Source organism: Cyclobacteriaceae bacterium (assembly GCA_013141055.1).
GTDB lineage: Bacteria > Bacteroidota > Bacteroidia > Cytophagales > Cyclobacteriaceae > ELB16-189.
The window spans coordinates 1,095,190-1,120,806 of the sequence record JABFRS010000001.1; the positions used below are offsets into that span (position 1 = coordinate 1,095,190).

Annotated in this window: 33 protein-coding genes and 1 pseudogene; 5 read left to right on the forward strand and 29 right to left on the reverse strand. The window is 42.6% G+C overall.

Going from position 1 to position 25,617, the window contains the following annotated elements:
• Window positions 1-42 precede the first annotated feature (42 nt).
• The 5 genes and pseudogenes from HOP08_04685 (at window position 43) to HOP08_04705 (ending at window position 4,454) form a co-directional block, all read left to right on the forward strand.
• The gene (locus tag HOP08_04685) at window positions 43-2,241 is read left to right on the forward strand and encodes a patatin-like phospholipase family protein (protein ID NOT74204.1); all 2,199 of its coding nucleotides are present in this window, start codon (window positions 43-45) and stop codon (window positions 2,239-2,241) included.
• A gap of 50 nt (window positions 2,242-2,291) precedes the next feature.
• Window positions 2,292-3,467 (forward strand): annotated as a pseudogene (gene xseA / locus HOP08_04690) (exodeoxyribonuclease VII large subunit).
• Window positions 3,448-3,633, forward strand: a complete 186-nt coding sequence (xseB, locus tag HOP08_04695; protein ID NOT74205.1) for an exodeoxyribonuclease VII small subunit — start codon at window positions 3,448-3,450, stop codon at window positions 3,631-3,633. The pseudogene xseA and the gene xseB overlap by 20 nt, the downstream one beginning before the upstream one ends.
• Window positions 3,634-3,641: 8 nt before the next feature.
• Complete coding sequence (locus HOP08_04700; GenBank protein ID NOT74206.1) at window positions 3,642-3,986, forward strand: hypothetical protein; 345 nt, start codon at window positions 3,642-3,644, stop codon at window positions 3,984-3,986.
• A 69-nt stretch (window positions 3,987-4,055) separates the two neighbouring features.
• On the forward strand, window positions 4,056-4,454 hold the full coding sequence (locus HOP08_04705; protein ID NOT74207.1) for a hypothetical protein: 399 nt from the start codon (window positions 4,056-4,058) through the stop codon (window positions 4,452-4,454).
• Between the two features lie 6 nt (window positions 4,455-4,460).
• On the opposite strand, the gene HOP08_04710 is transcribed toward HOP08_04705, so the two are convergent.
• From HOP08_04710 to HOP08_04850, 29 genes are all read right to left on the reverse strand, one after another.
• Window positions 4,461-4,844 (reverse strand): hypothetical protein, encoded by a 384-nt coding sequence (locus HOP08_04710; protein ID NOT74208.1) that lies wholly within the window; start codon window positions 4,842-4,844, stop codon window positions 4,461-4,463.
• A gap of 31 nt (window positions 4,845-4,875) precedes the next feature.
• Window positions 4,876-5,373, reverse strand: coding sequence for a DUF1648 domain-containing protein (locus HOP08_04715; protein NOT74209.1), 498 nt, complete (start codon window positions 5,371-5,373; stop codon window positions 4,876-4,878).
• Window positions 5,374-5,446: 73 nt separating this feature from the next.
• On the reverse strand, window positions 5,447-5,803 hold the full coding sequence (locus tag HOP08_04720) for a bleomycin resistance family protein (protein ID NOT74210.1): 357 nt from the start codon (window positions 5,801-5,803) through the stop codon (window positions 5,447-5,449).
• A gap of 12 nt (window positions 5,804-5,815) precedes the next feature.
• A complete protein-coding gene (locus HOP08_04725; GenBank protein ID NOT74211.1) occupies window positions 5,816-6,253 on the reverse strand; it encodes a hypothetical protein in 438 nt (145 codons plus the stop codon).
• Window positions 6,254-6,325: 72 nt separating this feature from the next.
• Window positions 6,326-7,216, reverse strand: coding sequence for a hypothetical protein (locus HOP08_04730; GenBank protein ID NOT74212.1), 891 nt, complete (start codon window positions 7,214-7,216; stop codon window positions 6,326-6,328).
• 85 nt (window positions 7,217-7,301) lie between these two features.
• Window positions 7,302-8,690 carry a hypothetical protein gene (locus HOP08_04735; GenBank protein NOT74213.1) on the reverse strand — a complete coding sequence of 463 codons (1,389 nt, stop codon included), beginning with the start codon at window positions 8,688-8,690 and terminating at the stop codon, window positions 7,302-7,304.
• 12 nt (window positions 8,691-8,702) lie between these two features.
• On the reverse strand, window positions 8,703-9,356 hold the full coding sequence (locus HOP08_04740) for a hypothetical protein (protein ID NOT74214.1): 654 nt from the start codon (window positions 9,354-9,356) through the stop codon (window positions 8,703-8,705).
• A gap of 19 nt (window positions 9,357-9,375) precedes the next feature.
• Entirely contained in the window at window positions 9,376-9,540 is a 165-nt protein-coding gene (locus HOP08_04745) for a hypothetical protein (protein ID NOT74215.1), read from the reverse strand.
• 23 nt (window positions 9,541-9,563) lie between these two features.
• Window positions 9,564-9,971: an EthD family reductase gene (locus HOP08_04750; GenBank protein ID NOT74216.1), complete on the reverse strand. Its 408-nt coding sequence runs from the start codon at window positions 9,969-9,971 to the stop codon at window positions 9,564-9,566.
• 310 nt (window positions 9,972-10,281) lie between these two features.
• Window positions 10,282-10,494, reverse strand: a complete 213-nt coding sequence (locus HOP08_04755; protein ID NOT74217.1) for a hypothetical protein — start codon at window positions 10,492-10,494, stop codon at window positions 10,282-10,284.
• Window positions 10,495-10,498: 4 nt separating this feature from the next.
• The gene (locus HOP08_04760; protein NOT74218.1) at window positions 10,499-11,011 is read right to left on the reverse strand and encodes a hypothetical protein; all 513 of its coding nucleotides are present in this window, start codon (window positions 11,009-11,011) and stop codon (window positions 10,499-10,501) included.
• Window positions 11,012-11,045: 34 nt separating this feature from the next.
• Window positions 11,046-11,471 carry a DUF1801 domain-containing protein gene (locus tag HOP08_04765; GenBank protein ID NOT74219.1) on the reverse strand — a complete coding sequence of 142 codons (426 nt, stop codon included), beginning with the start codon at window positions 11,469-11,471 and terminating at the stop codon, window positions 11,046-11,048.
• An 81-nt stretch (window positions 11,472-11,552) separates the two neighbouring features.
• Complete coding sequence (locus tag HOP08_04770) at window positions 11,553-12,029, reverse strand: DinB family protein (GenBank protein NOT74220.1); 477 nt, start codon at window positions 12,027-12,029, stop codon at window positions 11,553-11,555.
• A gap of 65 nt (window positions 12,030-12,094) precedes the next feature.
• Window positions 12,095-12,487, reverse strand: coding sequence for a hypothetical protein (locus HOP08_04775; GenBank protein NOT74221.1), 393 nt, complete (start codon window positions 12,485-12,487; stop codon window positions 12,095-12,097).
• A gap of 5 nt (window positions 12,488-12,492) precedes the next feature.
• Window positions 12,493-12,912, reverse strand: coding sequence for a VOC family protein (locus HOP08_04780; protein ID NOT74222.1), 420 nt, complete (start codon window positions 12,910-12,912; stop codon window positions 12,493-12,495).
• A gap of 71 nt (window positions 12,913-12,983) precedes the next feature.
• Window positions 12,984-13,493, reverse strand: a complete 510-nt coding sequence (locus tag HOP08_04785) for a hypothetical protein (protein NOT74223.1) — start codon at window positions 13,491-13,493, stop codon at window positions 12,984-12,986.
• A gap of 60 nt (window positions 13,494-13,553) precedes the next feature.
• Window positions 13,554-13,739 carry a hypothetical protein gene (locus tag HOP08_04790; GenBank protein ID NOT74224.1) on the reverse strand — a complete coding sequence of 62 codons (186 nt, stop codon included), beginning with the start codon at window positions 13,737-13,739 and terminating at the stop codon, window positions 13,554-13,556.
• Between the two features lie 147 nt (window positions 13,740-13,886).
• Complete coding sequence (locus HOP08_04795; GenBank protein ID NOT74225.1) at window positions 13,887-15,275, reverse strand: hypothetical protein; 1,389 nt, start codon at window positions 15,273-15,275, stop codon at window positions 13,887-13,889.
• A gap of 408 nt (window positions 15,276-15,683) precedes the next feature.
• Entirely contained in the window at window positions 15,684-16,229 is a 546-nt protein-coding gene (locus tag HOP08_04800) for a GNAT family N-acetyltransferase (GenBank protein NOT74226.1), read from the reverse strand.
• Between the two features lie 36 nt (window positions 16,230-16,265).
• The gene (locus tag HOP08_04805) at window positions 16,266-17,822 is read right to left on the reverse strand and encodes a M61 family metallopeptidase (GenBank protein NOT74227.1); all 1,557 of its coding nucleotides are present in this window, start codon (window positions 17,820-17,822) and stop codon (window positions 16,266-16,268) included.
• A gap of 17 nt (window positions 17,823-17,839) precedes the next feature.
• Window positions 17,840-18,475, reverse strand: coding sequence for a DUF2306 domain-containing protein (locus HOP08_04810; GenBank protein NOT74228.1), 636 nt, complete (start codon window positions 18,473-18,475; stop codon window positions 17,840-17,842).
• A 68-nt stretch (window positions 18,476-18,543) separates the two neighbouring features.
• Entirely contained in the window at window positions 18,544-19,023 is a 480-nt protein-coding gene (locus HOP08_04815) for a hypothetical protein (GenBank protein NOT74229.1), read from the reverse strand.
• A 78-nt stretch (window positions 19,024-19,101) separates the two neighbouring features.
• Window positions 19,102-19,479, reverse strand: coding sequence for a bleomycin resistance family protein (locus HOP08_04820; GenBank protein ID NOT74230.1), 378 nt, complete (start codon window positions 19,477-19,479; stop codon window positions 19,102-19,104).
• A gap of 551 nt (window positions 19,480-20,030) precedes the next feature.
• On the reverse strand, window positions 20,031-20,945 hold the full coding sequence (locus tag HOP08_04825) for a hypothetical protein (GenBank protein NOT74231.1): 915 nt from the start codon (window positions 20,943-20,945) through the stop codon (window positions 20,031-20,033).
• Window positions 20,946-21,610: 665 nt separating this feature from the next.
• Window positions 21,611-22,018 carry a hypothetical protein gene (locus tag HOP08_04830; GenBank protein NOT74232.1) on the reverse strand — a complete coding sequence of 136 codons (408 nt, stop codon included), beginning with the start codon at window positions 22,016-22,018 and terminating at the stop codon, window positions 21,611-21,613.
• Window positions 22,019-22,176: 158 nt separating this feature from the next.
• Window positions 22,177-22,668 (reverse strand): hypothetical protein, encoded by a 492-nt coding sequence (locus tag HOP08_04835; protein ID NOT74233.1) that lies wholly within the window; start codon window positions 22,666-22,668, stop codon window positions 22,177-22,179.
• 840 nt (window positions 22,669-23,508) lie between these two features.
• Window positions 23,509-24,396, reverse strand: a complete 888-nt coding sequence (locus HOP08_04840) for a 1,4-dihydroxy-2-naphthoate polyprenyltransferase (protein NOT74234.1) — start codon at window positions 24,394-24,396, stop codon at window positions 23,509-23,511.
• A gap of 74 nt (window positions 24,397-24,470) precedes the next feature.
• The gene (locus tag HOP08_04845; protein NOT74235.1) at window positions 24,471-25,037 is read right to left on the reverse strand and encodes a glutathione peroxidase; all 567 of its coding nucleotides are present in this window, start codon (window positions 25,035-25,037) and stop codon (window positions 24,471-24,473) included.
• Entirely contained in the window at window positions 25,027-25,521 is a 495-nt protein-coding gene (locus HOP08_04850; protein ID NOT74236.1) for a glutathione peroxidase, read from the reverse strand. Before HOP08_04850 ends, HOP08_04845 begins: the two co-directional genes overlap by 11 nt.
• Window positions 25,522-25,617: the final 96 nt, after the last annotated feature.

Below are 25,617 nucleotides of genomic sequence, written 5' to 3' on the forward strand. Positions count from 1 at the left end.
TTCCCCGTTCAATTACTGTTGAACAATTTCAAACGCAACCAGGTGCTGTTGCTTTGCTGGATCATTCTCTTTGCCATGATCACCGGCAACTTTGGAAAATATCTCGGTATCCCGTACTTATTTCTTGACCCGGAATATCTCAACAAGGTAAATTTTACAAGCTTCTTTATCATCGGCGTACTGGTATCCGGTTTTACCGCTGCCTATAACATCACCTGCTACATCGCCGACGGACACAGGTTTTCATTTATCGCTGCTCTATCCAATCCATTCAATAAATTCAGTCTTAACAACAGTATTCTTCCCGTTACTTTTCTGATCACCTACCTATATCAGATGATCCGCTTCCAGGTGAACAATGAATACACCACCGGAGGTCAGCTGCTTTGGAACATTGCGGGATTCTTCTGCGGCTATATCGCCATGGCAGGAATACTGCAGATCTATTTCAAGTTTACCCAAAAAGATATTTTTAAATATGTCATCTGCAGACTGGATGAAAAGATCAAACAGAACGTAAAGGTCACACGGGCGAGCGCGATGAAAAAGCTCGACATCGTTCGCAAGAAGCAGGTAAGGGTTGACAACTACTTCGATCACAGGTTGAAAGTCAGGAAAGTCAGCGATGAGAATGAGTTCTATGACAAGACCGCCATCCTTCAGGTATTCGATCAGAACCAGTTCAATCTGGTCATTATCGAGCTGCTCATCTTTGCAGTGGTATTGATCCTCGGCATCTTTAAAGATTACCCTGCATTTCAGTTTCCGGCCGCAGCAAGCTTCATGATATTCCTCACCATCTTCGTCATGCTGTCAGGAGCATTCTCCTACTGGTTTGGTGGATGGTCGATCACAGTAGCCATGGGAATCTTTCTGGTATTGAATTTTCTCGCTGGTGAAGGATGGCTCACCAAGAAGTACCAGGCCTTTGGTCTCAATTATAAAATGGAGCCGGTGGAATACACCATTGATGGACTGAAAAGTCTCAACAATGATTCTACCATTCAATTTGCCAGGAGAAACACCTTAAGCATTCTTGAAAACTGGAAAAAGAAATTTGAAGGCAAGCCTGTGCCCAAGATGGTGTTCATCTGTTCAAGTGGTGGTGGTAAACGCGCGGCACTATGGACTTTAGCAGCTCTTCAACAGGCAGACAGTCTAAGCGGTGGCAAGCTGATGGATCAAAGCATGCTGATCACAGGTGCCTCCGGAGGATTGATCGGCGCCAGCTATTATCGTGAAGTAGTGCTTCGGAAGAAGATGGGAGAAGATATCAAGCCTTATTCCCCAAGTCATCAGAGAAAGATCGCTACTGACAATTTAAATCCATTGATCTTCAGCTTGCTGGCGAATGATCTGTTTGTTGGATTTACAAAATTTGAATATGCAGGCCAGCGCTATTCACGCGATCGTGGATATACGTTTGAAGAGCAGCTCAATATTGATACAGAATACATGATGGACAAAAAGATCTCGGACTATCAGAAGCCGGAAGCTGATGCCATCATACCCATGCTGATCCTTTCACCGACGATCATCAATGACGGCCGCAAGCTTTACATCTCACCTCAGCCCATCTCCTACCTCAATTCTGATATCCTGAATTTTCCGAAGTATGGCAATTCCAAGTTCAGTGGAGTAGACTTTCAGCAGATGTTTGAAAAGCAGGGAGGCTCTAACTTAAGATTTCTGTCAGCGCTGCGGATGAGTGCAACGTTTCCATACATTACACCGAATACAACACTTCCAACGAATCCACCGATTCAGATCATGGACGCAGGCATCTCAGACAACTTCGGGATTACCGATGCGGTCCGGTTTATCTATGCTTTCCGCGAATGGATTGCGGCTAATACTTCCGGCGTGATTGTTCTCTCCATTCGTGATTCACCAAAGCTGGCTCAGATCTCCGAAGAGAAAGGAAATACATTCATCGACGACTTTACACAGCCGATCGCAAGCGTGTATAACAACTTTGAAAACTTTCAGGATATCACCAACGACAATCTTGTAGGATATGCAAGGTCATGGTTCAAGGATCCGATCGACCGGGTGGATATTCAGTATCTGCCAACGTCTTACACTCCTATCCTTCAAAAGATGGATAGCATCCGTCAGCATAGTGCACGTGCCTCCCTCAGCTGGCGTCTGACCACCCGTGAGAAACAGGGTGTAGTTGAGACACTGAACACTCCTATTAACAAGGAGGCGATTGAGAAGCTGGTGAAGTTGTTGAATTAGAAATTTCATCCCGGTTTCCGAACCAACCTTTAGAATTAACGAACCAACGAATTCGTTAATTTGCGCGCACGATGCCAGGTAAAATAAAACTCTCAGAACTTGTTGATGTCATCCAGGAGACGATCCAGGATCAGTTTGAGGGCGAAGCTTACTGGATCACCACGCAGATCGTGGATGTCAGGAAGCAGGAATCGTTAAGAAGATGCTATCTCAAATTCATTGAGAAAGAAGGCAATACCATCACAACAGAGCTTCGTGGGGTTTTCTGGTCCAATTACTACAACTGGATAGAAGACTTCGAAAAATTCACCAAACAAAAATTTGAGGACGGAATTGAGATCACGTGCCTGGTAAGGGTAAAGTTCCATGCCAAATTCGGCCTGAGCCTGGAGGCCTTGCAGATTGATTTTGCTTACACACTCGGTACACTTGAACTCGAACGCCAGCAAACTCTTGAAAGACTGGTGAAAGAAAATCCAACGTACATCTCTGTGCTCGATGGAATCTACAGAACATTCAATCATTCCCTTCAGTTTCCAAAGGTGATCCAACGCATTGCATTGATCACAGCTCCCAACTCAGATGGTCAGCGTGATTTCCGCCAGGAGACAGAGAAGAACAAACACGGTTATCACTTCATAATAAAGGAGTTCCTCACTCCGATACAGGGTGACGCAGCACACCTTTCCATTCTGCAACAACTGGTGCTGGTGGCTGAGGGAAAAGAGGATTTTGACATCGTAGCCATTGTCCGTGGTGGCGGATCGCAAACCGACTTCAAGCCATTTGATAATTATGAGCTATGTCGTTTCATCGCAGCCTTTCCAATTCCGATTATTACGGGCATTGGACATGATCGCAATACGAGCATCGCCGATATGATGGCGCGGCAACAAAAAACTCCAACGAAAGTTGCCTCTCTCATCGTCGATCATAATCTTGATTTTGAAAACAGTCTCCAGCTTTTGAAAGAACGATTCTTCAATACGGTGGATGATCTGCTGGAAAGTGCTAAGAATGATCTGAAGGAGATGAAGAGGCTTGTGAAATTCTCAAGCCCGGAAACCATATTAAACAGAGGATTCGCCATCATCCGTCAGGATAATAAGATTGTAACAGATCCTGATAAGATCAAAGTAAATTCACAAATACAGACCTTGCTGAAGAATGAGACGATTGAGAGCACGGTGATTCAAAAGACAAAAAATGAAGACATTGAATTATAATGAGGCCTATGCGGCACTTGAAAAGCTCGTCCATGAACTGGAAGATGACAGCATTCAACTCGATACACTTGCCGAAAAGGTAAAGAAGGCTAACGAACTGATAGCAGTATGTGAAGGAAAGCTCAGAAATATTGAGAATGATGTGAAGAAGGAACTAAAAGACTAATCTCCGTCATGAGGAAAGAGCTGGCAAAGAGTGATGGAGAGCGCAAGAAATTCAGCGGAGTGTTCAGCAGGATCGGCAGCAAGAAAAATTACAAAGGATATTCCGAGCCCACCGTATTATTAACTTCCATTAAGGACCTCGAAACAAACACCCAGGTGGCGGATCATGTATGGTTCAGTCTCACGAAAGGCTTTGAGGATGCCGGATTGAAAGAAGGCAAGGAGGGTGCGGTGGTAGTATTTGAAGCACGGATCAAAGAATACAAAAAGGGTTATGTGAACAAGGCATACAAGATCAACCAGCAGAAGATTGATTACAAGCTGAGTCACCCAACGAAGATAAAGCTGATGTAATGCAGCTAATCCATTCATGGAAAACCACTATCATCGTTATTTCAAAATCTATATCTTAGGAATCTGGATATGGAAAAGGAGCCCGCGAGTGATTTTGTGTTTGAAATTGAGAAGAGGCCATCCTATATCTTTATCAAGGCAAAAGGAGTAAGAAAAAATCTCATCTCCATTTCAGAAAGCACCCATCAGGTATTGCAGCTGATGGAGGAATTTCATTGTGACTATATTCTTGGAGATTACCGTGAGACCTCCACTCCTATCTCTACCACCGATGCCTTCAACCTGTCTAGACTTTATGAAGTTGACGATGCTACTTTCCGCAGGCTCAACATTGCGATGGTAGTAAGCTCCAAGGAAGAACCTCTCTACCACTCATGGGAAGAGTTTTGCATCAGGAGGGGATTCAATTACAGGATCTTTCTGGATATAAAGGAAGCAGAGAAGTGGCTGCTGGGATTGATGAAGTAGTCGCTACTACTCCTTGATCTTTTCAGCAACACATTCAATCTCCACCAACGCATCGAGCGGCAACCTGCTCACCTCTACGGTCGTTCTTGCCGGCTTATGATCTCCGAAGAAAGCTTCATACGCTTTGTTCATCAACTGAAAGTCAGCAAAGTTTTTCAGGAACACAGATGTCTTCAGAACATGTGTACGATCTGCCCCCACTGTTTTCAAAACACCTTCAAGGTTGCTTAGTACCAAAGTCGTTTGCTCTGAAACGGTGGCGCCTTCAATCTTTCCTGTTGCAGGGTTAATAGGTGTCTGCCCGGAACAGAAAATCAAATTGCCTGTCATGGTACCATGAGAATATGGGCCAATAGCCGCAGGTGCACGGTCGGTGATAATTTTTTTCATACGCTAAATCTATAACTATTCTGATCCCGGCTTACTTGATCCTGGTGGATTTAATAATAAAGTACGCAGCTGGTATCAGGATGAGCCCCAGCACGAAAGGTAAAAACCAGACTCCCAGGCCATCAGATTGAGCATTGGCATTCTGAATGATCTTGAATACGATCAGTCCGAAAACTATAACAAGCGTCATCTTCAGAAATCTGATCATCCTTGTCGCGTGGGTATACTGCGCAGGTGCGTTCTCCTTTGTCAGACTTGCGGGATAATTGAAAACATGAGGAAATTTATTCAGGATAGTCAATCCAATAAAAATCATAGTTGCAACAAAGGACAGGATCAGAATATTTCCTTTTCCTCCAAAACTGTCGGATTCGCCTGCTGCATTAAAATGAATAGGGATCACGTCCGGCAAACTGGAATAATTTACAACAGCCAATACCCAGACTCCCGCCAATGCGGCCCAACCCGTAAATTCGAACATTGTATCTGTGGGCGATAAGGCCAGTTTAATTCTTGGTCTTGCTTCCATAACAGTGAATTTATTGTTTCTTCAATATAGTGAAAACGTAAAAAAGACGCAAAACGTTGCTGTCAATCTTGATCTAATCACAGTCGGTTCTGTGACCGAATCGAAGGATATGTCCATCAGGATCTCTTACCAGCATCTCTCTTATATTAAACTCCATCGTTTCAGGTGGTGAGATGATCTCCGCACCTTTATCTTTGATCGCAGCATAGTAGGCATCTACGTCGTCCATGATAATGGCTATCCAGGTTCCGGGATGACCTTGGTTGTTCAGGCAGAAAAATATTTCAACTCCGTCTTTTGAGATACCACCAAAGTCAACAGGATTTCCCCATTCCCATGAATCTTCAAAGCCAAGTATCTCCGTATAGAATCTGATGCTTCTTTTAACATCAGTGGAGTAAAGAATGGGGTTTGACTTCTCGAATTTCATACAATAGCAAAACTATAATTTATCCGGCCTTAAGGTAGCATCCATCTCGTCCAGAAATTCAGTCTCATATCTGAAGTTCTGAATTCTCCATCCATTTCCCGGATTATAGAATGTAAAGTTAAATCTCAACGGCTGCCTGGAATACTTGACAATGTAAACAAGATAGACAATGCCATCTCCATAGGATTTCTCACCTATCTTTTCATATCCCTGAAAATCATCGAGCTCGGCCGCAAGTCGTTGAAGCTTTATCGCAACGCTGTCGGATACCGGACCGTAGATGTACTTGTTTGTCGGTAGAAGTGACCTGACTGCTTCAGCCGGTCCTTTGTTATACGTCTGAAAGAACTTCTCTACAATCTTTGCCGGCTCTGAAGTATCAGCCTTCTTCGCCTGAGTACATGAACTCAATGCACCGATTGTCAACATTAATAGTACGATGTATTTCATTTGATCTCTTGCTCTGATTATGCTTCAAGTTAATCCGGCAGATTACAGAATGCAAGAGTCATGAGGGGGCCATCAGATTTCAATTACCCTGAAAAAGTCCCTGTCGAATATTCCAAAATACACGGATGCAGGATACCAGTGATAATACGGCCATATCTGGCGAAGGGAATTTTGCTCTGTGGTGTATGCCTGCATGCATTCTTTTTTCAAAGCTGCATTCGCTGTTATATTAAACTGAACGTCAGGAAACGGCATGCCATCCCTCTGATATACTTTCTTCGCCGCAGCATAAACCGGCATGTTACGCATCACTCTTTCTGATAGTGTTGGAGTAAAAACCGCCTGATAAATTTTCTTTACACTGAATCCTGAATCACTCTTATGTGCCTGGCAATACTCCAGCACTATTTTAGAAACAAGAACATGATCAGGGTGTCCATATCCACCCATTTCACTATCCAATGTGAAAATGACGGTAGGCTTATTCTTTTCGATATAAGCGGCAATGATCTTCGTTAGTGAATCAATTTTAAAATTCTCCGCAAACTTGTCATACGGCATCGGCATGTACGACTCTTCTGAACGTGTATTATTTCTGAAGGTAAAGTCGACCGGATCGACTCCCGACAATCCCTGGATGTCGGCAACCCGTTGAAGATCTTTCTTTCGAATAGGATTCTTCATGCTGTCTTTCTTTGCATAGAGACCTCCGTTCTGATAGAAGCACATCTCCCGGATATCCCATCCGTTTTTACAAAGTGTGGCAATCGTGCCGCTGCTTCCGATCATATCATCATCATGCGCCACGATGATCAACGCATTCTTGTTTTCCACGTGCGCCAGATACGTATCTTCCGGATAGGTTTCTTTTGCTGCAAGAGTTGTGAGGTAATACAAATGCGCGCCAATCGCCAGGACCAATACCAATGCGACATACGCCAGGATCTTAAACAGTTTCTTCATGGGTGGATAGGGGTTCTTAAAAGACAAACCTATCAACGGGCAGGCCCGCGATTGGTTGCAGTCAAATCTTATCTGAATGGCCTTGTTATCCTTTCAGCGTATCGGCAAATGCACGCAGGTAGAGCTTCGAAGGTTGCTTGAGCACGCTCTGCCGGATGTCATCATCACTGAAACTTTTGGAGAAGATGAGTCGTAATGAGCGAACATCTTCCGGTGCCTCAGGTAAAAGAGCGATGTTATCTGCGTATTCAATGCGAAGTTTCTTTAACTTCTTCAACTGTCCCAGTCCCGGAGGCAGACGCTCAGGCTGCTGAACATACATGCCATTCAGGTATAGCGAGTTGAGGGGAAGATTGGCAAGAGGTGCCAGCGATGTCAGCGAACGCGCCAATGGTATCCAGAGATCTTTGAGCTTCGGCAAGCTGGCAATCACCGCCAGTGCATTATCAACATCCAGATTTTCACATTCCGTTACGATAAGCTGTGTAAGATTCTTTGCACCGGCAAGTGCATCCGGCAACACCTTTATGGGAAGACCGCGTAAAGACAGCGACTGCAGATTTTTCAGGTTGGCAATTCCTTCCGGTAATGTCTTCAGGGGATTGAAGCTTAGATTCAGTTCCGTCAGTTGAGTGGCTCGCCATAGTGACTCGGGCAGTGTCTCAAGTTTATTGACAGCAACGTCGAGATCTCTGAGATCCGGTAAGTGTTCAAAGAACTCCGGCAGCGATGTGAGTTTCTCACCAACCATGCGCACATTCGCTTTATAAAGATATGGAATCATTTCCGCAGATGGCTTCGGTGCTTCCTTATCAACAGGTTGCTGAACCATCCTGAGATGCTTCTTCGTTGCGCCTGCAAACAGTGTTTCCTTTGCTTTGATGTCCTCCACTACCAGCACGTCACCAGTAGCGTCACTGAAGAAGCGACGATCCTTACCACTTGCTTTGGCAATCAGCTTGAGAGAAAAACGTTTGGCCAATGCTTCACCTTGTAATCCTGAAAGATCCATCGATGTATCATCGCGGGAAAACAATGCATCCTGAAGTATAATCCTACACACGAGCGACGTGCCGTCATCAGCATAAAAGAATGGAGCAGTGTCCTCAATAGTATCCTGAGCATAACCACGCCCCTTCTCATCGAGGAAGTAAATGATATCGTTTGGTGAGTTCACAACGGGCACAAGCTTGCGTGCTTTACCACCTGCACGGGGAGTTTCGTGACCACCTTTCGTAAGACAAGCATGTGTTCCAAAAAGCCAGCATGGCTCATCCTTCTTCATCCTCGGTCCATCGGGAATCACCAGGCCGCCAAATGCTGCTTCGAAGGCAACGACTGGTGCATGAGATGCATAGCCATACTCTTTACATGTTTTTACTAACTGTACCTTCGACGCACGAAGACTGGCATCCATGATACCGCCACGCTTCTTAAGCAGGGTAAGGACAACGGGTGGCAGTTTAAGTTTCATAGCTTAATATTATCACTTCCAGTAATAATGCCATTTACCTTCACAGCCGTGGTCAAAATACTCTTTGCTGTCAAAGCGATACGGGTATGCTGAAGTATAGTCATACCTTTTTTCTAATTGATCCATCGCCTCAATGATCTTTGCTGAGACGCCGTTCTCCAGATTTTCTTTTATCTGTGCGTCCGTATAGTAAAAGATAACATTCATGGATACGGTCCACACATTTCCAAACGTATCCAGGATAGCGCGCCTTTCCTCTTCCATCATTTCTTTAAAGATCTTGTTGTCCACATCTTTAAAAGGCCGGAAGGTGATGATGACCTTCGGGAAGGGATTGGTATCTGCAGGAAAAACGTCTGCCTTTGTGGGGTCTGTGTTAAGTGATTTTGCTGTTGTGAAATATTTCAGAAATCGTTCAGTGATCAACACTGTATTCGCTCGATCAGCGTTTATCTTTTTAATATCTTCTCCTGATTCTAGGATGAGGTGAACAACCTGTTGCGAACCTTTTGGCGTCTCTCTCTTCTCGCAATAGAAATCCAGAGCACTCACGCCGAATTGTTTTGAAATCCACTGCATTATTTCCAGAGATTCGGGCGGTAGTGTGTGCTTGCCAAGCTTAATCGCCCAGGCCTGGAATTGAGATTTGTCGGGTATGGTGATCATCCTTACTTATATAAATCACTTATTTCTGAGCGTGATTTTCCGCTTTCGCCAACAGCCGGAGATATCGGGCATATACTACTTCTGGCATTTGCTGCACCACCTCTTTTGGTATTTTTTTAATCTCTTCATACAAACGACTGATGGCTGCGTGATCATTCGATCTCTTCAATTTTAACAATTCCATTTCAATCGTTTCGAACTCCATTACTATTGCAGCACCTCGCTGATCAGAACCACTGGCTGAATGTTTGTATAGTTCTTGACATCGCCCCTGATCTTTTCAGCGTGCGGACCGAAAGAGTTCTTAAAAGCAGAAACGGATTCAAAGTATAAATACCCGATCGCCAGATAAGGAACCGGTGTATCAGGCGCGCCGGCTGCGATGCCTTTGTCGATCTTGATAAGCTTCAAAGAATCTCCCAGGAGAGTTCCTATCATAGGCATGTGCTTGGTGGAATAGTAGTCCATATCGAAAGTTTTACCTTCTGAGTTGGGATAGAGGATGGTGACCTTTACCATTCCCTTCTTTACTGCGGGACCTTCGACGGAATTGTTTTGCTGGCAAGCGGAGAAGAGGACGATCAGGAGGAAGAGGAGACTGAGTTTTGATTTCATGGTTAGAGTTTTAGTAGATCAAATTGGGAATGTGATGTGAAAAACATAATGAAGATACAGGATTGCGGCTAAATGACCATAAGAAACTGAAGGGCGTAGCATAATCTTTTATTAGAAAAATGAACACGGACCCCCACAGATAATTAATTAAAAACAGCTTTTGCTTTAGAAAATAGATTGACACGGATGCACCAGGTTTTGAGAGTACTCATCAGCAAAGCTGATGCTGAAGACTGTCTTAAATTTCTTTTTGTTGCCCCTCTGAATAGTCTAGAACTTTGACACCTAATAAGCCGGATAATTGCATTCTTTACTGTGCACTTCGTTTTAACGTAATTACCAGGGAAGTTACTACCAGAATAAATATGAATACCCATCCATAGATCAACATCATCAACCACGCTCCTACTTCATGAATGCCGGGTAGTAGCCACGCAATAATTGTTTCGGAAGTGAAAAAGTAAATAAGGGATAGCGTCAGCCAGATCACTACATGCAATATGATGAGACTGCTTCTTTTCACTTTGCTAGTGCTTATTACTTGAATTGATTAACGAATTCCAGTATCTGCCCGTTTGACCCCTCTTTGCCATCTCACTTCTGTCAATTGTATCAGGCAACTCATCTCCTTTCTTGTTTGCGATCCATTCCTGAAGTTCTTTGAAATCCATGAATCTCTCAAATACATAGTCCCAGGTTGAGTAGTGCTTAAGCATCCATCTGAGTTCGTAGTCCATACTATCAGAGGCAATGAGTTTGTTGACCTGATTTATGATCTTTCGTTCTGCTTCCAAAGCAAGTTCATTAATTCCGGTAAAGCATGGTGGTTCGCTCAGAGCATACCATTGGATAAAGAGACCCCGCTTCAGGGATTCCAATTCATTCTCAGATTGATCAGCATACCATTTATGTATTTGTTTGTACTTATCATAAACGCCTTTGCTGCGGAGTTGAATTGCTTTATCCTCCATTGTCCCATGAGCCTGGAGTACTATTGCGTACAGTTCATTTTCTGCAGTGGCTAATTCTGTTAGATTCATAAGCTTTGGTGAAGTGAGGGATAGGGACGCTTCCCTACTTCACTTCATAATTCGCTTTCATATACTTGATAGTCTCCTTAATAAGTTTTTTTAATTCCTTTTGATCGAGGTCGGATAACTTTTTAAAGTAAATGCAGGCCTTCCCGACTTTAATCTTGCCAAGATTGTCCAGGAGATATTCGTGTTCTCTCAAACCCGTATATGCATACAGCGAGAACTCTGCCTTGCGTGGCGAAAATCCCATCAATGGTGAATCTCCCTCGTGGCCACTTTCATACTTGTAGTGATAGGAACCAAAACCGATGATGGAAGGTCCCCACATTTTTGGCTTATGTCCGGTGATCTCCTGCATGATCTTCACAAGCTCGAAACTGTCCTGTCGCTTCTCCTCTGTGGTTGCAAAAGAGTTGATGAATTCTTCTACGTTGACTTTTGTTTCGGCGGTCTTGGTCTTTGCCATGGGGGGATGTTGTTTACATTCAAATAAAAATAATCAAAAAGAAGTGAAGATAACTCACAGCAGGTTGGTGAAAACACCAACCTAAGACAAGTTCAGCAATTTAATGGTCACCCCTATTTGTCCCAGATGATACAGATCGTGCTGAAGGATCCCTTCAATTAGATAGTGAAAATTATACTCAGTATTTTGAAATCTGGTTTCCAGGTAAGTGTCGTCACGACCTTCAAACAGGTCAATCAGTTCTGTGCGACTCTTGTACAGGTCATTCTTTAAATTGGTCCAGCCGAACTTGCGTAGCTGATCGTTGTCTTTCCAGTCGTCCGGACTATTCATTAACTCGATCTTACCACCCTGATATCTGAGAATACATTCCTTTCTCCACTCCAGCATATGTGAGATGTGCTCTGCTACACTATGAACTTCAGGTATAGGTCTTGTGAACGCTTCGTCTTCAGACAAACCATCAATCTTGTCTTTAAAACATTGATCAAACCATAAGGAGCCTTCCTGAATTTCATTCAATTGCCTTATGATGTTATCTATTAAAACGCGTGGCATGATGTGTCTGAATACTTAAGTCAGGCCAATGTAATAATTTATCATCAACCCGGTGTAACAGTGGACTAAAACCACTTCGTCATTATCCATTTCACCACCATCACCAAAAGCAAGGCGAAGGGCTGATAGATTAATATCAAAAAAGCCATGGCACTCTCTTCCGACTTCGGAGCTTCAGGACGTAAGGCTTTGAGCAGAACAGGCATCATGATCGCGATGAGGAGCAAGTAACCTATTGCGAAACCAATGGAATAAAAGAAGTAGCGCCAGGGACTATCACTGAACCACAGGAGTCCTGCATTGACGATCAGGAATACAATGAATACATAGGCTGCGATCTGCCAGGCTTTGTCAGCAGTCCTGGGTTGAGTTACAAGAATGACGATGGGAGTCAGCAGTAAAAAAAGGAGTGCCTGATAAGCGGGCTTTTGTATGAGCAACGGCAAACTCCAATCCATTCTGTTTATTTAAGTATTTCAGAACCAGCTTTAGAACTGAGTCTTTGTTCTATCTGGAACATATTTCCTTCCGGATCTTCTCCGTCGCAGAATAATGATTTAACACCTTCAAATGATTTAATTTCTTTCATCGCTACACCTTTATCGATAAGCTGCTGACGAAAGTCCTCCAGGTTGTCGTTGATATAAAAAACCAGTTTTGTATTACTCTCAACTCTGAATTGTTCTCCGTTCTTTGGTTCATATCCGGAGCCTATTTTATGGATGGCTATTTCAACGTTTCCAGCATTTAAAACGATCCATTGGTCTTTGGTTTCTTCTGTTACAGAGAAACCAAAATTCTCAACGTAGAAGGATTTCAGTTTATCAACACGATGTCCGAAGATGATGATTCTTCCTAAAGTGAATTTCTGCTGCTGTTTCATAGGATGCAATTGTTGTTAGACAAAGATAATCGATTGTGGATCAACTAAAACATTCTTTAACGAGTGCATTCTCATTTCTCATAAATTATTTGATGTTCTTCACAGAAATCAACTAAGTCCTCTTTCGCAATTTCGGAATGAAGCACGAAATTAAATTCCGTTTCCATATTTTGATATGTAAACTTAAGGGTATTCTCAGTACCTGCATAGGTTTGATAGAACGCTGTTCTCTGTCCAATTGCCTCGCCCCTGTATGAATGTATGAAAATCTTAATGTCCTTGGTTACATCCAGGTTTATTTTTTCCGTCCCAATCAGTATTCCATCTTTCATAATTGTGAACCTGTAGGGCTTGTGACCTATCACGGGTAAACGGCCCGACATTACAATTCGGCCAACAGTCAATACAATAATTCCAAGTATTCCCAGGTAGGTTGAGAACTCTTCGAGATCGAGTAAATAGAAAACAATTGATACAAGAAATATAATAATACCAATGTAGTAGACCTTCTCTTTAGAAAATCTGACGTCTCTCGTTTTTTGTTTATTCTCCTTAAAAATCTGAGAAGAGAATTCTTCCATACAAACTACTTGTTTGAGAACAAGAAATTAAAATCCTATTAAATTAATAAATTTCTCGTTTCAGTTACTTCGAAAGTTGTTTCCATGGTTGTAATTGCTCCTGTTAATGATTCCAACCCGGTAATACTGAGCAAAGCTGCGGATAGTCAATGCTCCAGTAATGTCATGATAGGTTGTATCATTTTGTTGTGAATAGGCATTCACAAAAAATGCAAGACAGATGGTCGTCAGTATAATTCTGCTCATTGATCACAAGCAATTGGCCTCTGAAATAAAAATAAACATTAAAAGGCAAAATCATAATTCGGTCTTAGCCTGGTCCGACGATCAAGCACAATTGCAGGAAACAAAGAAATCAGCTTTGCTCGTCTCTTTCAAAATAAGAAGGAAATACTAATCAACTTCCTTACGAACAATACCCCGATACCGGCCAGCAACTGAATCGATATCTGACGACTTGCCATTCAAAGCATTATCAAAGAAGGTATTTAGAATATCTACCGTCGCATGATGAGTCTCCCTTGGAATATTACCAAAATTTAAAAACCGTCCAGCAAGCAAACGAGTCGGCAATGCCAGCAGTAGCGGTGCATCCGTAAAACTATAATGGTCCGCTTCCACTATCTCGTATCTGTATCCACCCTCAAACTGTCTGAAGAACTTTTGATTTCCATTCTCATATCTCAGGAAACGATCACTTTGATCTTTCCTGCTTTCCAGCAACAGGAAAGGGCGTGGACCTGTTGGTTCTGGTAATTCACCATAGAGTGTTCCATCAATATTAACCGCAGCTTTGATCCGTGAATCAGAGGCCATGGCAAGACCAGCCGAAGCGCCACCCAATGAATGACCCGCTATACCAATTCGGTTTTGATCCAATGATGCTAATAAATTACTCGTTGAGTCTGTCGTATTGCCTAAGTGATTTATTACAAAACGTATATCTGCATTTCGCAGGTCGAGACGACGAATCATAAATTTATAGAGGTCAGGTTCATCCTTTGAGAAAACTTCGGTGGTCGTTACAATCCTGCCATCTGCAAGTTGCGCCACCGTAGCCTCATAGGGATGGTCGATAGCTAAAACAACATAGCCGTGACTGGCAAGGCCAGTTGCAAGACTTGTATAAAAGGCACGTGCTGCAACATTTCCTGTCAGGAAAATAATAACAGGCCATTGACGCTGTACTTTGGATATGGGTGCATTCAGCACTCCATGTGTTTCGATTTCATCATAGTGATAAAATATAAACTTTGGAATCCCACCAATTCTTTCAGGGAGATTATCCAATCCATCCAGATAAATTGAATGGACACCTTTTGCATTTTGATCGGTTGGATACCATGCCTGAACCACCACGTTTCTTCTGTCATCCGGATCTGAAGTGATTTGCTCTGGTCTGTCAAGATCGATCCAACGAAAAATTCTGGTTCCCACTGAATAAGAACCTTTGGGTTCAGTCATTTCCGGAATGGGAAGAACAATCGCCCAGGGAGCTATTGATATCAGAATCAAAAAGACCAGGCTCATCTGAAGGAGCCTTCGTTGTATTTTACTGTCAGATCTCCTTAATAAAAAGGCTATTGGCAGCAAAAGCAGTATTAGTAAATACGTCGGGAGATATTGCCAGTAAAAGCCTTCGAGTACAAACTGCACAATGGCCAGTACTATGATCACAGCAACAAGAGATCGTATAATACCGGTAATGCGTTTTGGAGCAACTATCAAACCTGATGCTATGATTATGGTTGCTAAAAAGAATACCAGGTTTATAATTTTCATATCGATAAAGGCACTTTATACGGGAGAGGACGACTGGGGAGGCGAAATGTTACTGAGGGGAGGTGAATTAATTTATCTCTTGATCATTATTGAAAAGATACAGGATCACCATATAGTACGTTTGCTTTAGAGGAAATACACATCACGGATGCACGGATAAGAATTAATACACTTTTGCTTCAGAAAAATGGATTAACACGGATGCAGCTAAAGCTGCGGAAGCATAACTGACAGTGTTTGCTTTAGATAAAGAGGCTGAAAGTTGAGTTTCAATTACAAAGTATTATAGCCCCAACGGGGGCGAGATTTATTAGCCCTGGCCACAGGCCAGGGTTTTCAAAGCAAACGTGCATTTAAGCCCCAAGGCGGGCGAGATTATGGTTTATAATTCGCCCATGAAAACAAGCATTACCTCACCTCAACATACATCTGAACAATATCAAGATACTCCCCCGTCACCTGCTTGATAGCCTTCACATGCCTCCCCTCTTCCACAAAGCCCAGATCTTTATAAAGTTTTATCGCATGCTCATTTGTAGCAAACACATTCAGATATACTTTCTCAATACTCTCATTGCCCTTCGCCCAATCCAGTAGTGCCTGGATCAACGCGCGACCGATTCCAATTCCCTGAAAGTCGGGGTGAACGCTGACACCAAACTCTCCCGTATGCGCATTCTTTATTTTCGTATTGGGCATAAAGAAAAGCAATCCAACAATCTGGTTGTCGAGCTCCGCCACCAATACATGTGACCTTGGGTTATCATTTAACGTCTTGATCCAGATCTTTTCATTCTCAATGGTGATCGTGTATTCTTCCACCGTTGTCAGTACCTGGTCGGTTGACTTAAACAATACCTTAGAATAGCTGATAATGCCGGCAGCATCCTGCTCAATGGGTTTTCTTACTATAAAAGTCCTGTTGTCTTTTGACTGGTGGGTGATTGCTTTCATTTCCTGTCGTCCTTAAATAATTACCAATATAAAAAATCACTTCTCACCCTGCCATGATCTAAGAATAGACATCTGCAGCGCATCCGGGTTTTCGATACGACCAAGCGTGAATTTTTTGCCCTGCTTCTTATCATCACCAACAGTTGGCACTTGCTCCAGCTTCAATCCTGCATAGCCCAAATATATACTATAATCAAGCTCACGAGTGGTGTACACATATTCAAATAGCCTTGCCAACGAGGATCCTGCAACTTCCTCACAGGTTTGTTCAAACTCAGCATCGGTAAATCCCCGCCCCTTCTCTTTGTAATATTTCCAATACAATACTTTCATCACATCGTCCATTGACTTTTTATTTTGTGTGGCATGACGAATAGCAAAATCCAAAAGCATTCCCACAACCGGACCTTTGTCGTAATAGGAAATAGATTTACCCGGCTCATCACCCTGCGTTCCAAACGGGCCGTCTTTCCATGTGTTGTAACTGGCCTGGGTCAGGGATTGATAGAAGCGTCCCGGATTATTCTCGTATGCATTGATGTTCTTTTCCAGATTATCAAGTAATTCACGCTCATCCATAAGTCCGGCTCTCCTTACAATTAAATATTCATAGTAAACAGACAATCCTTCGCTTACCCAAAGGAGATTTGTCTTACTTCCCTTTTCATAATCAAAAGGTCCGAGTTCAAATGGCCGGATGCGTTTTACATTGTAATGATGAAAATACTCGTGAGCCAGAAAATTCATCATCCTGTTGATGGTCGCAGCATTGCTGAGACTGGTTCCATCAAAGCTGACAGTGGTGTTGTTCAGATGTTCGATACCTCCCCTGCCCGGACCAATAGCAATGTAAGTGTATTGTTTAAATGGAATATCTCCGATGACAGCCACAGCGGCTTCTGTCGTTCGTTTCAACTTCTCCATAAAATCAACCTTATCAAAGGTTCCGAGCTTGTAGCCCATAAACCGATGTTCAATTCCATTTATTTTAAAGGAGGGCAGTACTTCAAGATTTCCAATCAGGATCGGACAATCGTAGAGGATATCAAAATTATCGACTGTGAAGTGATTGGCTTTATTGGTTGGTTCCAATCCTGTGGCAATAGTACTCCAGGGTGTGGTTGCAATTTCTACTTGCACAGGCAAGTGAAGAAACTCCTCTACATAGAAAAAAGAATTGGCAGGTATTAAATAAGCATGCTCACTGTCGACATAACTATTTGCCACAAATTGTTTGGTCGTCATCACATCATAACTCAGGATCATTGTTTTGCTTCTGATTCCTGAAATGCGTAATGTGTTATCACTTACCCGCTGAAAAGAGAAGTCTTTTCCCTTTTCATCTTTTATGAGAATATTTTCAACCGACTTTGCATAATCCATGATCTGATAATAACCCGGCATCCATTTGGGCATTTTCAAAACAAGGGTATCCTTATTCCAGCCTTGCGTGCGGAGTTCTACATGATACTTATGGGTAGCAGGCTGCGGCACCGAAACAGTGTAATTGATCAGAGGCATCTGCTGTGCCGGCGATTGGTTGGCCAGACACATGAGCCACGTTGTTATCAACAGAGAAATAATTTTCGTCATAAATGCTCAGCACTGATTTATAAAGCTTGTTTCTTTTTAACAGCCGGCAGCCACGTCATTATTATTTCTGCTATGATAAGAGGCACGAATGAAAAGAAATATTCATTCACTGTTCTTCTGAAGATCGGGTCTTCAATATTGCTGAATAAAAAGTCGAGGGGAACGATCCCGTCAATTCTCACGGTCACAAATGCAAGCGCACAAATGTAGCTCCTGATCACAAACTGTTTGTGAGCTTTTATGTTATGTTGTTTGATCGTGATCCAGGCGAACGCACTCGACACAATCATTAACACTGCCAGTAAGAATAAGGAGACGCGACAAGGCAGACAAGTGCTGATCAGTGAAATTCCCAATGCGGAGAAGCCGGCGAGACCAGCACCTATCAGGTATATCTTTCCCAGCAACCGGTGAATGTGAGTGAATTTATTTCTAAACCAGTTCCAGAATTGAACAGGTCCTAATAAAAGGATGAGCGTCCCGCCTGCCATGTGCAACGAAACCCAAAGTTGATTATGGAAAAAAGAGTCTCCGAATAGTGTGCTTCTGTAGCCAAGGAAATAAACAATGACGTTGTAATAAAAAAAATAGACTGACAGGCTGATGATCAGAAACCAGAAAACCCAGGTCAGTATTTTGATTGGTACGTCCATGTCAATAAAAATAAACATTAATAGACAAACTTGTCGCAACTAATGCTTTGTTGACAGCGATGAATATATCAATCAACTATTTCCCTTTTCTCCACTTTACTCACTTGCTCATGATCAAACTTTACTAGTAAGGAATTGAATTGCCAGCCGAATCCAGCTCCGGAAGTCCCTAAATCATACTCCCATACATTTGTTGTGTCCGTCCTGAAGTCTGGTGAGCCCAGGAGATTCAATACTTCTGCTTTGTTTTTATTCTTCAGGAAATCACTTTCCACGATGTCATCTCTCATCTCATACCTTTTTTGTTTTTCTGAGAACCACCTTTCCTTACTGAAGTCCCTGGTTGGTTCGTAGAACATCCAACTGAAGATTAAAAAGATAATCCCTATGTAAATTATAGGTGTGAGAATAATAGTCCCTATCCAGGTCAACGAAATTCTTAGAGTCTTGTTAGTCTTAATAATTCTTTTGAGTACCAATCTTAAGATGAAAAAGGTCAGCACTCCAATGGCCAGATTTATCAGATAAGCATCAAGACCTATTTTCATCAAAATTTGCTTTCGTGATTCTTAAAGTATGTCAGTTTAAAAGGCGCGAATCTACCACATACAGGTTTGCCCCCGGTTTCACAGAAGATTTTCCAGACAAACAAATAGTTCGTTGCCATCGGGGTCTTCGATTTGAAGTACATCATATCCCCATCTGACTTTCTTCGTTGGAACGGAATGCTCTGCAACTTCTTTAAGCAGTTGGTCCACTCCATCGCGGGACAATTCAAGGAAAACACGAGATCGCCTGTTGTGAGTAGTGTCCTCACATAAAATGATCTCGCAACCCCCACGGTCGACCTGACACACTGTGCCCTTGCCATCTGCCTCATGCCATTTCTTTGTGAACCCAAGCTTGTCAACATAGAATGCTATTGCACTTTGTATGTCCGAGACAAAAAAGACCGGGCGCATGTACCACACGTGTTCAACAACCTCCTGGTTAGATTTTTCCATGTCCGTTTGCATAAACCTTTTACGTTGGATCCTTACCTAAATAAAAATAAACATTAAAAGGCAAATGAATGATGGCCTTTGCGACCGAAGCTCAAAGGTCTTTACAAGGTGCATGCACCGATACTACAGTGCTGAGACAAGGACAAGACAAAGGCAAACATCCGAGCGGAATAAGGGGGACATCGGTAGAACATCCGGGAGTTACAGGTAAAAAGTCTCGTTAAGGTCTCCATAAGGTCTCGATAAGGTCTCCTTAAGGTCTCCATAAGGGTAGGGAGCTTCAGACCTGGAAAAAGGTGAATTGCTCATTATTGACGCTTTCCAGAGTGGTGTCTTAATTACGATGATGACTACGTCTATGTTTTACTTTTTCTCTAATAGTTTTTCAATATCTTATTCAATATCCTCAACTCTATCAGTATTGAATCCCGAGTTGTCTTTCAGGGTCCAGAAGTTCTCCCACCAGATTAGTTATTATTCATGTTCCTTTGTTATCGTGAGTGTATTTTCAAGTATGCTTGCTGCTAACTTTTGTTGGCAGTCGTAACTTATTACTTCACTACTCGAACATTGCTTACAATTCTCACGTCAACTGTGTCGGTCTTGAAATTGACATTCGATTCGATCTTCTCCAACCAACTTGTCCTTTGGTTATAAGAATACTTTGTCACGTTTCTCATATTGTTGAGATCAATTTTCTTTGTAGGATTGATCTTCAAAGTATCAGACTGAATACTGCTTAACGGTTGGCCAAGTTTTACTGTCAGCTCAATTTCCTGGATGTCCCCATCGACTGACGTTGTGTGATATGTCAGAGTGGCAGGAGTTGGTTCTCCTGTCTTTGGATATGGCATACTCACCTCCTCAGAGAAATCCTGATTGATCGAATTTACTTTACTGTAGAGAGCAAAGTAGTCGTCAATGCCGTTCCATAGATTTTCTCGGAACCTCTCCTTTGTTGAAGAATCACTTTTCGTAATCTGCAATAACGTTTGCCTATCCTTTTCTTCAATTTTCAAAGTGTCCGCAACTTTGAACAGCTCATTCAAACATCGTACATAGTAGTTTTCGAAATCCACAACTTCTGTAAATTCTCCCAAAGAACTAATGCGCAATTGATATGGCAAGCTATGCTTCGTCAAGTCCTTCAAAATATCGAGCGCGCTGTTGTATTTGGTTTCCAATGAGTCCTCTGAAGATCTTATCGCTAGTTCTTTGAGAGGCAGTATTTCAACCTGTAAAATGTAACCCATTTGATTCTTGTCAAACACAGTAATCTTTATTGACTTCTCATAGGACACATTGGCTATGGTGTCATCATTAACCTTGGCAAAGTAGTATCCTTTTTCTGTAAATAGCCTGTAGTCTCCAATGTCCCACTTAGGTTTAATTATTTCATCTCCACTTTCTTTGTTCGTGCAACCAATAACTGTTATTAGCAGGAGGAACTGTATTGCTCTTATCATGAACTCAATGGTCAATAGTTATAGCTGCCAATGTCTAGCTATAAGGTGTTTGCTTTGTCCAAATAAAAATAAACATTAAAAAGCAAATGACTTATAGCCCATGTTGTGTGCAGTGCCGGGTCACACTCAACGCTTTTTTATGAATTGACCCTCGCCAGAAGTAGTGTGAGGTCCGGCATAACCTGTCAGCCTAAACTTTAGTCTCCTTCCGCGAGTAGTTTGAAATTCAAAATACGGCTTCGAGGACTTGGAAAGCACCCTTTGCACGGCATTGCTAGTCGTATCACTCGTTATCATATAGTTCAAACGCAATGTGCAATTCTCGTTGCCATCGATTTTGCCTTTAATTTCTCGACCGTCTTTGAGCTCAGTGAAGTAATCACCTTCTAGTGAGAGAACATAAGAAGCGCTGCCGAACTCTTTATTAAACTTTACCCTGTACTTACCGTCCTCAAGCTTCTCACAATCTTGTCCATGAGCTAATTTGCCCAGCAGGAGCAGGGCAGTAGTTGTAGCTGATATCGACAAACTAATCTTTCGTCTCAAGGTCTTTATTGGCTAAGGCATTGCACACAACGTTTTGCCATGAGGCGTTGGCCTTACCTTAATTTAAAAATAGAGAAAAAAGGCCAATGCATTATAGCTTGTGTTGTGGGCAGTTACAGTCACTTCACGATCACGGTCCAATTGTTTTTATTTAAATCCGACAGTTTATAATCTAATCGTTTATATCTTCCATTCGCCCTTAAAGTGTCCCAGTCAGTCTTAAGAACTTGCTCATAATCAAATATGAAGATACTTAAGGTGCTATCTTTACCATGACTAACGTCCCACACCCATTGATCCTTATTGTTCACTTTTTCAACACGAGTCGAGTCCCCGGGGTCTAGTCTTTCTCTGATAAAGAACTCCTTTTTATTAATTGAGGGCACATGCAGAACTGTATCCACTTCATAGTCAAAACAAATCACTTTACCTGAACGGTTAATAATTAATAATCGATCATCAGGCGTTGGTTCCAGAACGCAAGAAACCAACAGTAAAAAAAATATAGCTATTAATATCTTATTCATTTTCCACTCTTTCAATGTAATTGCCCACAACGCTCGGCTATAAAACGTATGCGTTTAAATACCTACATCTTTGTCCCACGTTACTGCCGAAATTTAACAGCACACACTTTAAGAACCTACGATATAGCATATGTTTTATAGCCATTGTTGTGCACCGTTTAGACATTAGTCCCACGCCAGATAACTGGGAAAATCGTCTGCTTTATTGTCGGGTGTAGTCCAGCCGGGATGAAATACTCGCTCGTCATCATGTTTGTCACAATACAATACGTCCCGTCCGTGAATGTGTACTTGGCAAAGTCAAAGTCGAATCCAAGTAGTCCGATCTGTTTTTGTTCTTCAATGTCAACCGACCTAACGTCATTGAGTTTCCAAATTTGTCTCCGTCCGTCTCTGGTGATTTCAAATATTCCATTGTCCTGGTCAATGCGCACCTGGAGGTAGAGACTTCTTCTCAAATAATGAGCCGTCAAGCAAATTGGTATCAGTCCAACTATTGCCAGAAACGAAGCAACTACAATCAATGTATTGTCCACCGGGAATCGTATCAAAAGAAACATTGAGCTCCCCAACAGTCCAAATCCTATTAAGAGATTGAAAAACTGTCCGAATCCAAACTTGTACTCGTAATGATGGTTTACTTTGTCCATGGCTAAATGGTGCACAACGTTTGTGCATGAGCAGTGGCGGGTGTAAGTTGTGCCACACTGTCCCCGTTGCAAAAACGTATTTTGAAAGATAACACTTTTACCTTAAACCAAACCAGCCATTGCTTATGCATTGTGTTGTGGGTAGTTGGCTTCCCTCATCATTTTTTGATTCCTTGTCCAACGCAATTGTGCGTCTCTTCAATTATCTGTCGACATCGATTTGTCATCGCTTGACTTTCAGGGTTGTAATGTTGCCCAATAATGACTGTTAGACTGTCGCAATGAAAAGATGTGTAAGAACCACTTTTTTGTCCGTTACCAATTACATAGTCAATATGTCTTGCCACATTGGATCCGAACTTTATTGATCTGACTTCACCGAAGACAGGAGTATTCTGTAGATCATCCACAGAGCCTTCTTTTAGTGATTCCACAAAATTCTGGAGCTCTTTGTCCAAATCAAACTTTTTAGGTAGCCATGACACAGAAATCTTCGCATAAATATCTTTATTTCTTGGTTCTATCTTTATGTATGTCGCATGGTTATGTTTCCACGTCTTTGTCTCAGTTATTTTAAAGTCATCGGTTATGTTAAAATTCAATCCCTTGCTTTCATAGAGGTTCTTTGGAATTGACTGACAAGAAATAATTATTGTCAAAATGGAAAATAAAAGTATTAGTCTATTGATCACTAGTCTTGAATTGAATTGATTTGTCTGTGTATGGTTCCCCAATTACCCACAACGTCTGGCTATAAGCCACTCTGCCTTATAGCCCTCTATTAAATTTCACTATTTCGAGCTTTTTAACCAACAACGCCGTGGCCGAAATGAATACGAACTACAACAAATTCCCCACTCCAAACAACACCACAAACAGCAACGTCGATAGTGCCATCTGCTTCAGGTAGGGATCCAGTGCCTCAGAAGGCTTGCTGTAAACGGCCATGCCGATCCGCATGAATAAAGGAACGGATATCAAAAAGAGAAACTGGTACGGTGAATGATACTTCAGTATCGTATAGGCAATCGCAGCGATCACACCGCCCATGAGAAGAAACCACTGATAGCGCGCGCCCATCTTCTTTCCGATGCGCACCGGAATAGAATACTTTCCCGCCGCCTTGTCAGATTCAATGTCGCGCATGTTGTTGATGTTCAGCACCGCAATGGAAAATAATCCGCAACTCAGCGCCGGCAACAGCGTGATCGTATCGATCTCATGCGTGAACAGGTACAATGATCCCATCACTCCCACCAGTCCAAAGAAGATCAGCACCGAAAGATCTCCCAGTCCGATGTACCCATAAGGTTTTTTTCCAACGGTATAAGCAATGGCCGCTGCAATGGATAACAATCCCAGCAATAAAAAGAAGAGCAATGAATTCCAGTCGTACCCAAAGGCTACCAGCAAAAGAATGATTCCCGATGCCAGGCACAGCACCGTGAAAAGAATGATCGCACTTTTCATCTGTGCTGAAGTGATCACTCCCGACTGCACCGCACGCGATGGACCTTTTCTTCCGGCGTGGTCGGCACCATTCACAGAGTCACCATAGTCATTGGCAAGATTGGAAAGGATCTGTAATAAGATGGTGGTAAGACAGCACAGGAAAAAGATCAGGCCGTCAAACTTTCCCGCAGCAGCGGCAAGAAAGCCAGCCATACCAATGCAGGAAAGTGAAAGAGGAAGGGTACGCAGGCGAAACGCCCCGACCCAGGATTTTATATCAAGACTATTACTGTCAGCCACTACTCAATGAGTCAATTAAAATATCTGTAAACAGGATGAGCTTACTTTAATCAAAGTTTGATCTTCGACATGATCGCCTCATCCATCGGCTTCACTTTGGATGGAAAGAATCCAAGGACTTCTCCTTCCGGACTGATAAGATACTTGCAGAAATTCCAGGAAGGTGTTTCGCCGGTCTTGGCATCAAGCCAGTCATAAAGAGGTGCCTGATCTTTTCCCTTCACGGAGACCTTTTCAAACATCTGGAATTTCACTCCGTAGTTTCTTTCACAGAAGGTAGCGATCTCGGCATTGTCGCCCGGCTCCTGCCAGAGAAAATTATTGGCGGGGAATCCCAGCACGGCAATCTTGTCATTGAAGTTCTCATGAAGCTTTTCGAGATCAGCATATTGCGGCGTGTACCCGCACTTGGATGCCGTGTTCACGATGAGCATGTACTTGCCTTTGTATTTCGAAAAGTCGATCTCCTTACCTTCCAGAGATTTTAATTTGAAGTCATAGATCGAACCGGATATCGGTCTCTTTTTGGAAGAGGATAGTTTGCCCGTCAGAAATGCCATTAAGCCCATAAAGATTACTCCTCCGATGATAATGAATATGATTCGCTTAGAGCTCATCGGTTATTTCTTTTGCCATTGGATTGACAGCAGACTTGTAAAACTTAACGGATCCATCGGCCTTGATCAGGTACTTGCAGAAATTCCAGCTTGGCTCCTGCCCTGTCTTCTCTTTCAACCATGCAAACAACGGAGCCTGGTCATCACCTTTCACAGAAACTTTTTCAAACATCTGGAACGTAACGCCATAGTTCTTCTGACAGAATGAAGCGATCTCAGCATTGGCACCTGGCTCCTGTCCGCCGAAGTTGTTGGCAGGGAAGCCCAGGATCGTAACCTTACCGCCATACGTGTCATTCAGTTTCTGAAGGTCAGCATACTGTGGAGTGTATCCGCATTTGGATGCGGTGTTTACGATCAGGATATTTTTTCCTTTGAATTGTGCGAAGTCAATGGTCTTTCCGTCAATGGCGGGAAGCTTGAAATCGTAAACAGATGTAGCGGTGGTCATAAAGCTTAAGAGTATTACGAGGATTGTTTTCATAGAAGAATAGGCTTGTGTTGTACACAACAAAGTAACGGGAAATTTAGTGCATTCCGATGGAGATGCAGGAAAATGCAGTTTCCCGCATCCCTTTAA

What these genes read in the sequence shown, in the direction of transcription:
- xseB (NOT74205.1), top strand. Translation starts at nt 3,448, where the DNA reads ATGAAGACATTGAATTATAATGAGGCCTATGCGGCACTTGAAAAGCTC.
- HOP08_04700 (NOT74206.1), top strand. Translation starts at nt 3,642, where the DNA reads ATGAGGAAAGAGCTGGCAAAGAGTGATGGAGAGCGCAAGAAATTCAGC.
- HOP08_04705 (NOT74207.1), top strand. Translation starts at nt 4,056, where the DNA reads ATGGAAAAGGAGCCCGCGAGTGATTTTGTGTTTGAAATTGAGAAGAGG.
- HOP08_04710 (NOT74208.1), bottom strand. Translation starts at nt 4,844, where the DNA reads ATGAAAAAAATTATCACCGACCGTGCACCTGCGGCTATTGGCCCATAT.
- HOP08_04715 (NOT74209.1), bottom strand. Translation starts at nt 5,373, where the DNA reads ATGGAAGCAAGACCAAGAATTAAACTGGCCTTATCGCCCACAGATACA.
- HOP08_04720 (NOT74210.1), bottom strand. Translation starts at nt 5,803, where the DNA reads ATGAAATTCGAGAAGTCAAACCCCATTCTTTACTCCACTGATGTTAAA.
- HOP08_04725 (NOT74211.1), bottom strand. Translation starts at nt 6,253, where the DNA reads ATGAAATACATCGTACTATTAATGTTGACAATCGGTGCATTGAGTTCA.
- HOP08_04730 (NOT74212.1), bottom strand. Translation starts at nt 7,216, where the DNA reads ATGAAGAAACTGTTTAAGATCCTGGCGTATGTCGCATTGGTATTGGTC.
- HOP08_04735 (NOT74213.1), bottom strand. Translation starts at nt 8,690, where the DNA reads ATGAAACTTAAACTGCCACCCGTTGTCCTTACCCTGCTTAAGAAGCGT.
- HOP08_04740 (NOT74214.1), bottom strand. Translation starts at nt 9,356, where the DNA reads ATGATCACCATACCCGACAAATCTCAATTCCAGGCCTGGGCGATTAAG.
- HOP08_04745 (NOT74215.1), bottom strand. Translation starts at nt 9,540, where the DNA reads ATGGAATTGTTAAAATTGAAGAGATCGAATGATCACGCAGCCATCAGT.
- HOP08_04750 (NOT74216.1), bottom strand. Translation starts at nt 9,971, where the DNA reads ATGAAATCAAAACTCAGTCTCCTCTTCCTCCTGATCGTCCTCTTCTCC.
- HOP08_04760 (NOT74218.1), bottom strand. Translation starts at nt 11,011, where the DNA reads ATGAATCTAACAGAATTAGCCACTGCAGAAAATGAACTGTACGCAATA.
- HOP08_04765 (NOT74219.1), bottom strand. Translation starts at nt 11,471, where the DNA reads ATGGCAAAGACCAAGACCGCCGAAACAAAAGTCAACGTAGAAGAATTC.
- HOP08_04770 (NOT74220.1), bottom strand. Translation starts at nt 12,029, where the DNA reads ATGCCACGCGTTTTAATAGATAACATCATAAGGCAATTGAATGAAATT.
- HOP08_04775 (NOT74221.1), bottom strand. Translation starts at nt 12,487, where the DNA reads ATGGATTGGAGTTTGCCGTTGCTCATACAAAAGCCCGCTTATCAGGCA.
- HOP08_04780 (NOT74222.1), bottom strand. Translation starts at nt 12,912, where the DNA reads ATGAAACAGCAGCAGAAATTCACTTTAGGAAGAATCATCATCTTCGGA.
- HOP08_04785 (NOT74223.1), bottom strand. Translation starts at nt 13,493, where the DNA reads ATGGAAGAATTCTCTTCTCAGATTTTTAAGGAGAATAAACAAAAAACG.
- HOP08_04790 (NOT74224.1), bottom strand. Translation starts at nt 13,739, where the DNA reads ATGAGCAGAATTATACTGACGACCATCTGTCTTGCATTTTTTGTGAAT.
- HOP08_04795 (NOT74225.1), bottom strand. Translation starts at nt 15,275, where the DNA reads ATGAAAATTATAAACCTGGTATTCTTTTTAGCAACCATAATCATAGCA.
- HOP08_04800 (NOT74226.1), bottom strand. Translation starts at nt 16,229, where the DNA reads ATGAAAGCAATCACCCACCAGTCAAAAGACAACAGGACTTTTATAGTA.
- HOP08_04805 (NOT74227.1), bottom strand. Translation starts at nt 17,822, where the DNA reads ATGACGAAAATTATTTCTCTGTTGATAACAACGTGGCTCATGTGTCTG.
- HOP08_04810 (NOT74228.1), bottom strand. Translation starts at nt 18,475, where the DNA reads ATGGACGTACCAATCAAAATACTGACCTGGGTTTTCTGGTTTCTGATC.
- HOP08_04815 (NOT74229.1), bottom strand. Translation starts at nt 19,023, where the DNA reads ATGAAAATAGGTCTTGATGCTTATCTGATAAATCTGGCCATTGGAGTG.
- HOP08_04820 (NOT74230.1), bottom strand. Translation starts at nt 19,479, where the DNA reads ATGGAAAAATCTAACCAGGAGGTTGTTGAACACGTGTGGTACATGCGC.
- HOP08_04825 (NOT74231.1), bottom strand. Translation starts at nt 20,945, where the DNA reads ATGATAAGAGCAATACAGTTCCTCCTGCTAATAACAGTTATTGGTTGC.
- HOP08_04830 (NOT74232.1), bottom strand. Translation starts at nt 22,018, where the DNA reads ATGAATAAGATATTAATAGCTATATTTTTTTTACTGTTGGTTTCTTGC.
- HOP08_04835 (NOT74233.1), bottom strand. Translation starts at nt 22,668, where the DNA reads ATGGACAAAGTAAACCATCATTACGAGTACAAGTTTGGATTCGGACAG.
- HOP08_04845 (NOT74235.1), bottom strand. Translation starts at nt 25,037, where the DNA reads ATGAGCTCTAAGCGAATCATATTCATTATCATCGGAGGAGTAATCTTT.
- HOP08_04850 (NOT74236.1), bottom strand. Translation starts at nt 25,521, where the DNA reads ATGAAAACAATCCTCGTAATACTCTTAAGCTTTATGACCACCGCTACA.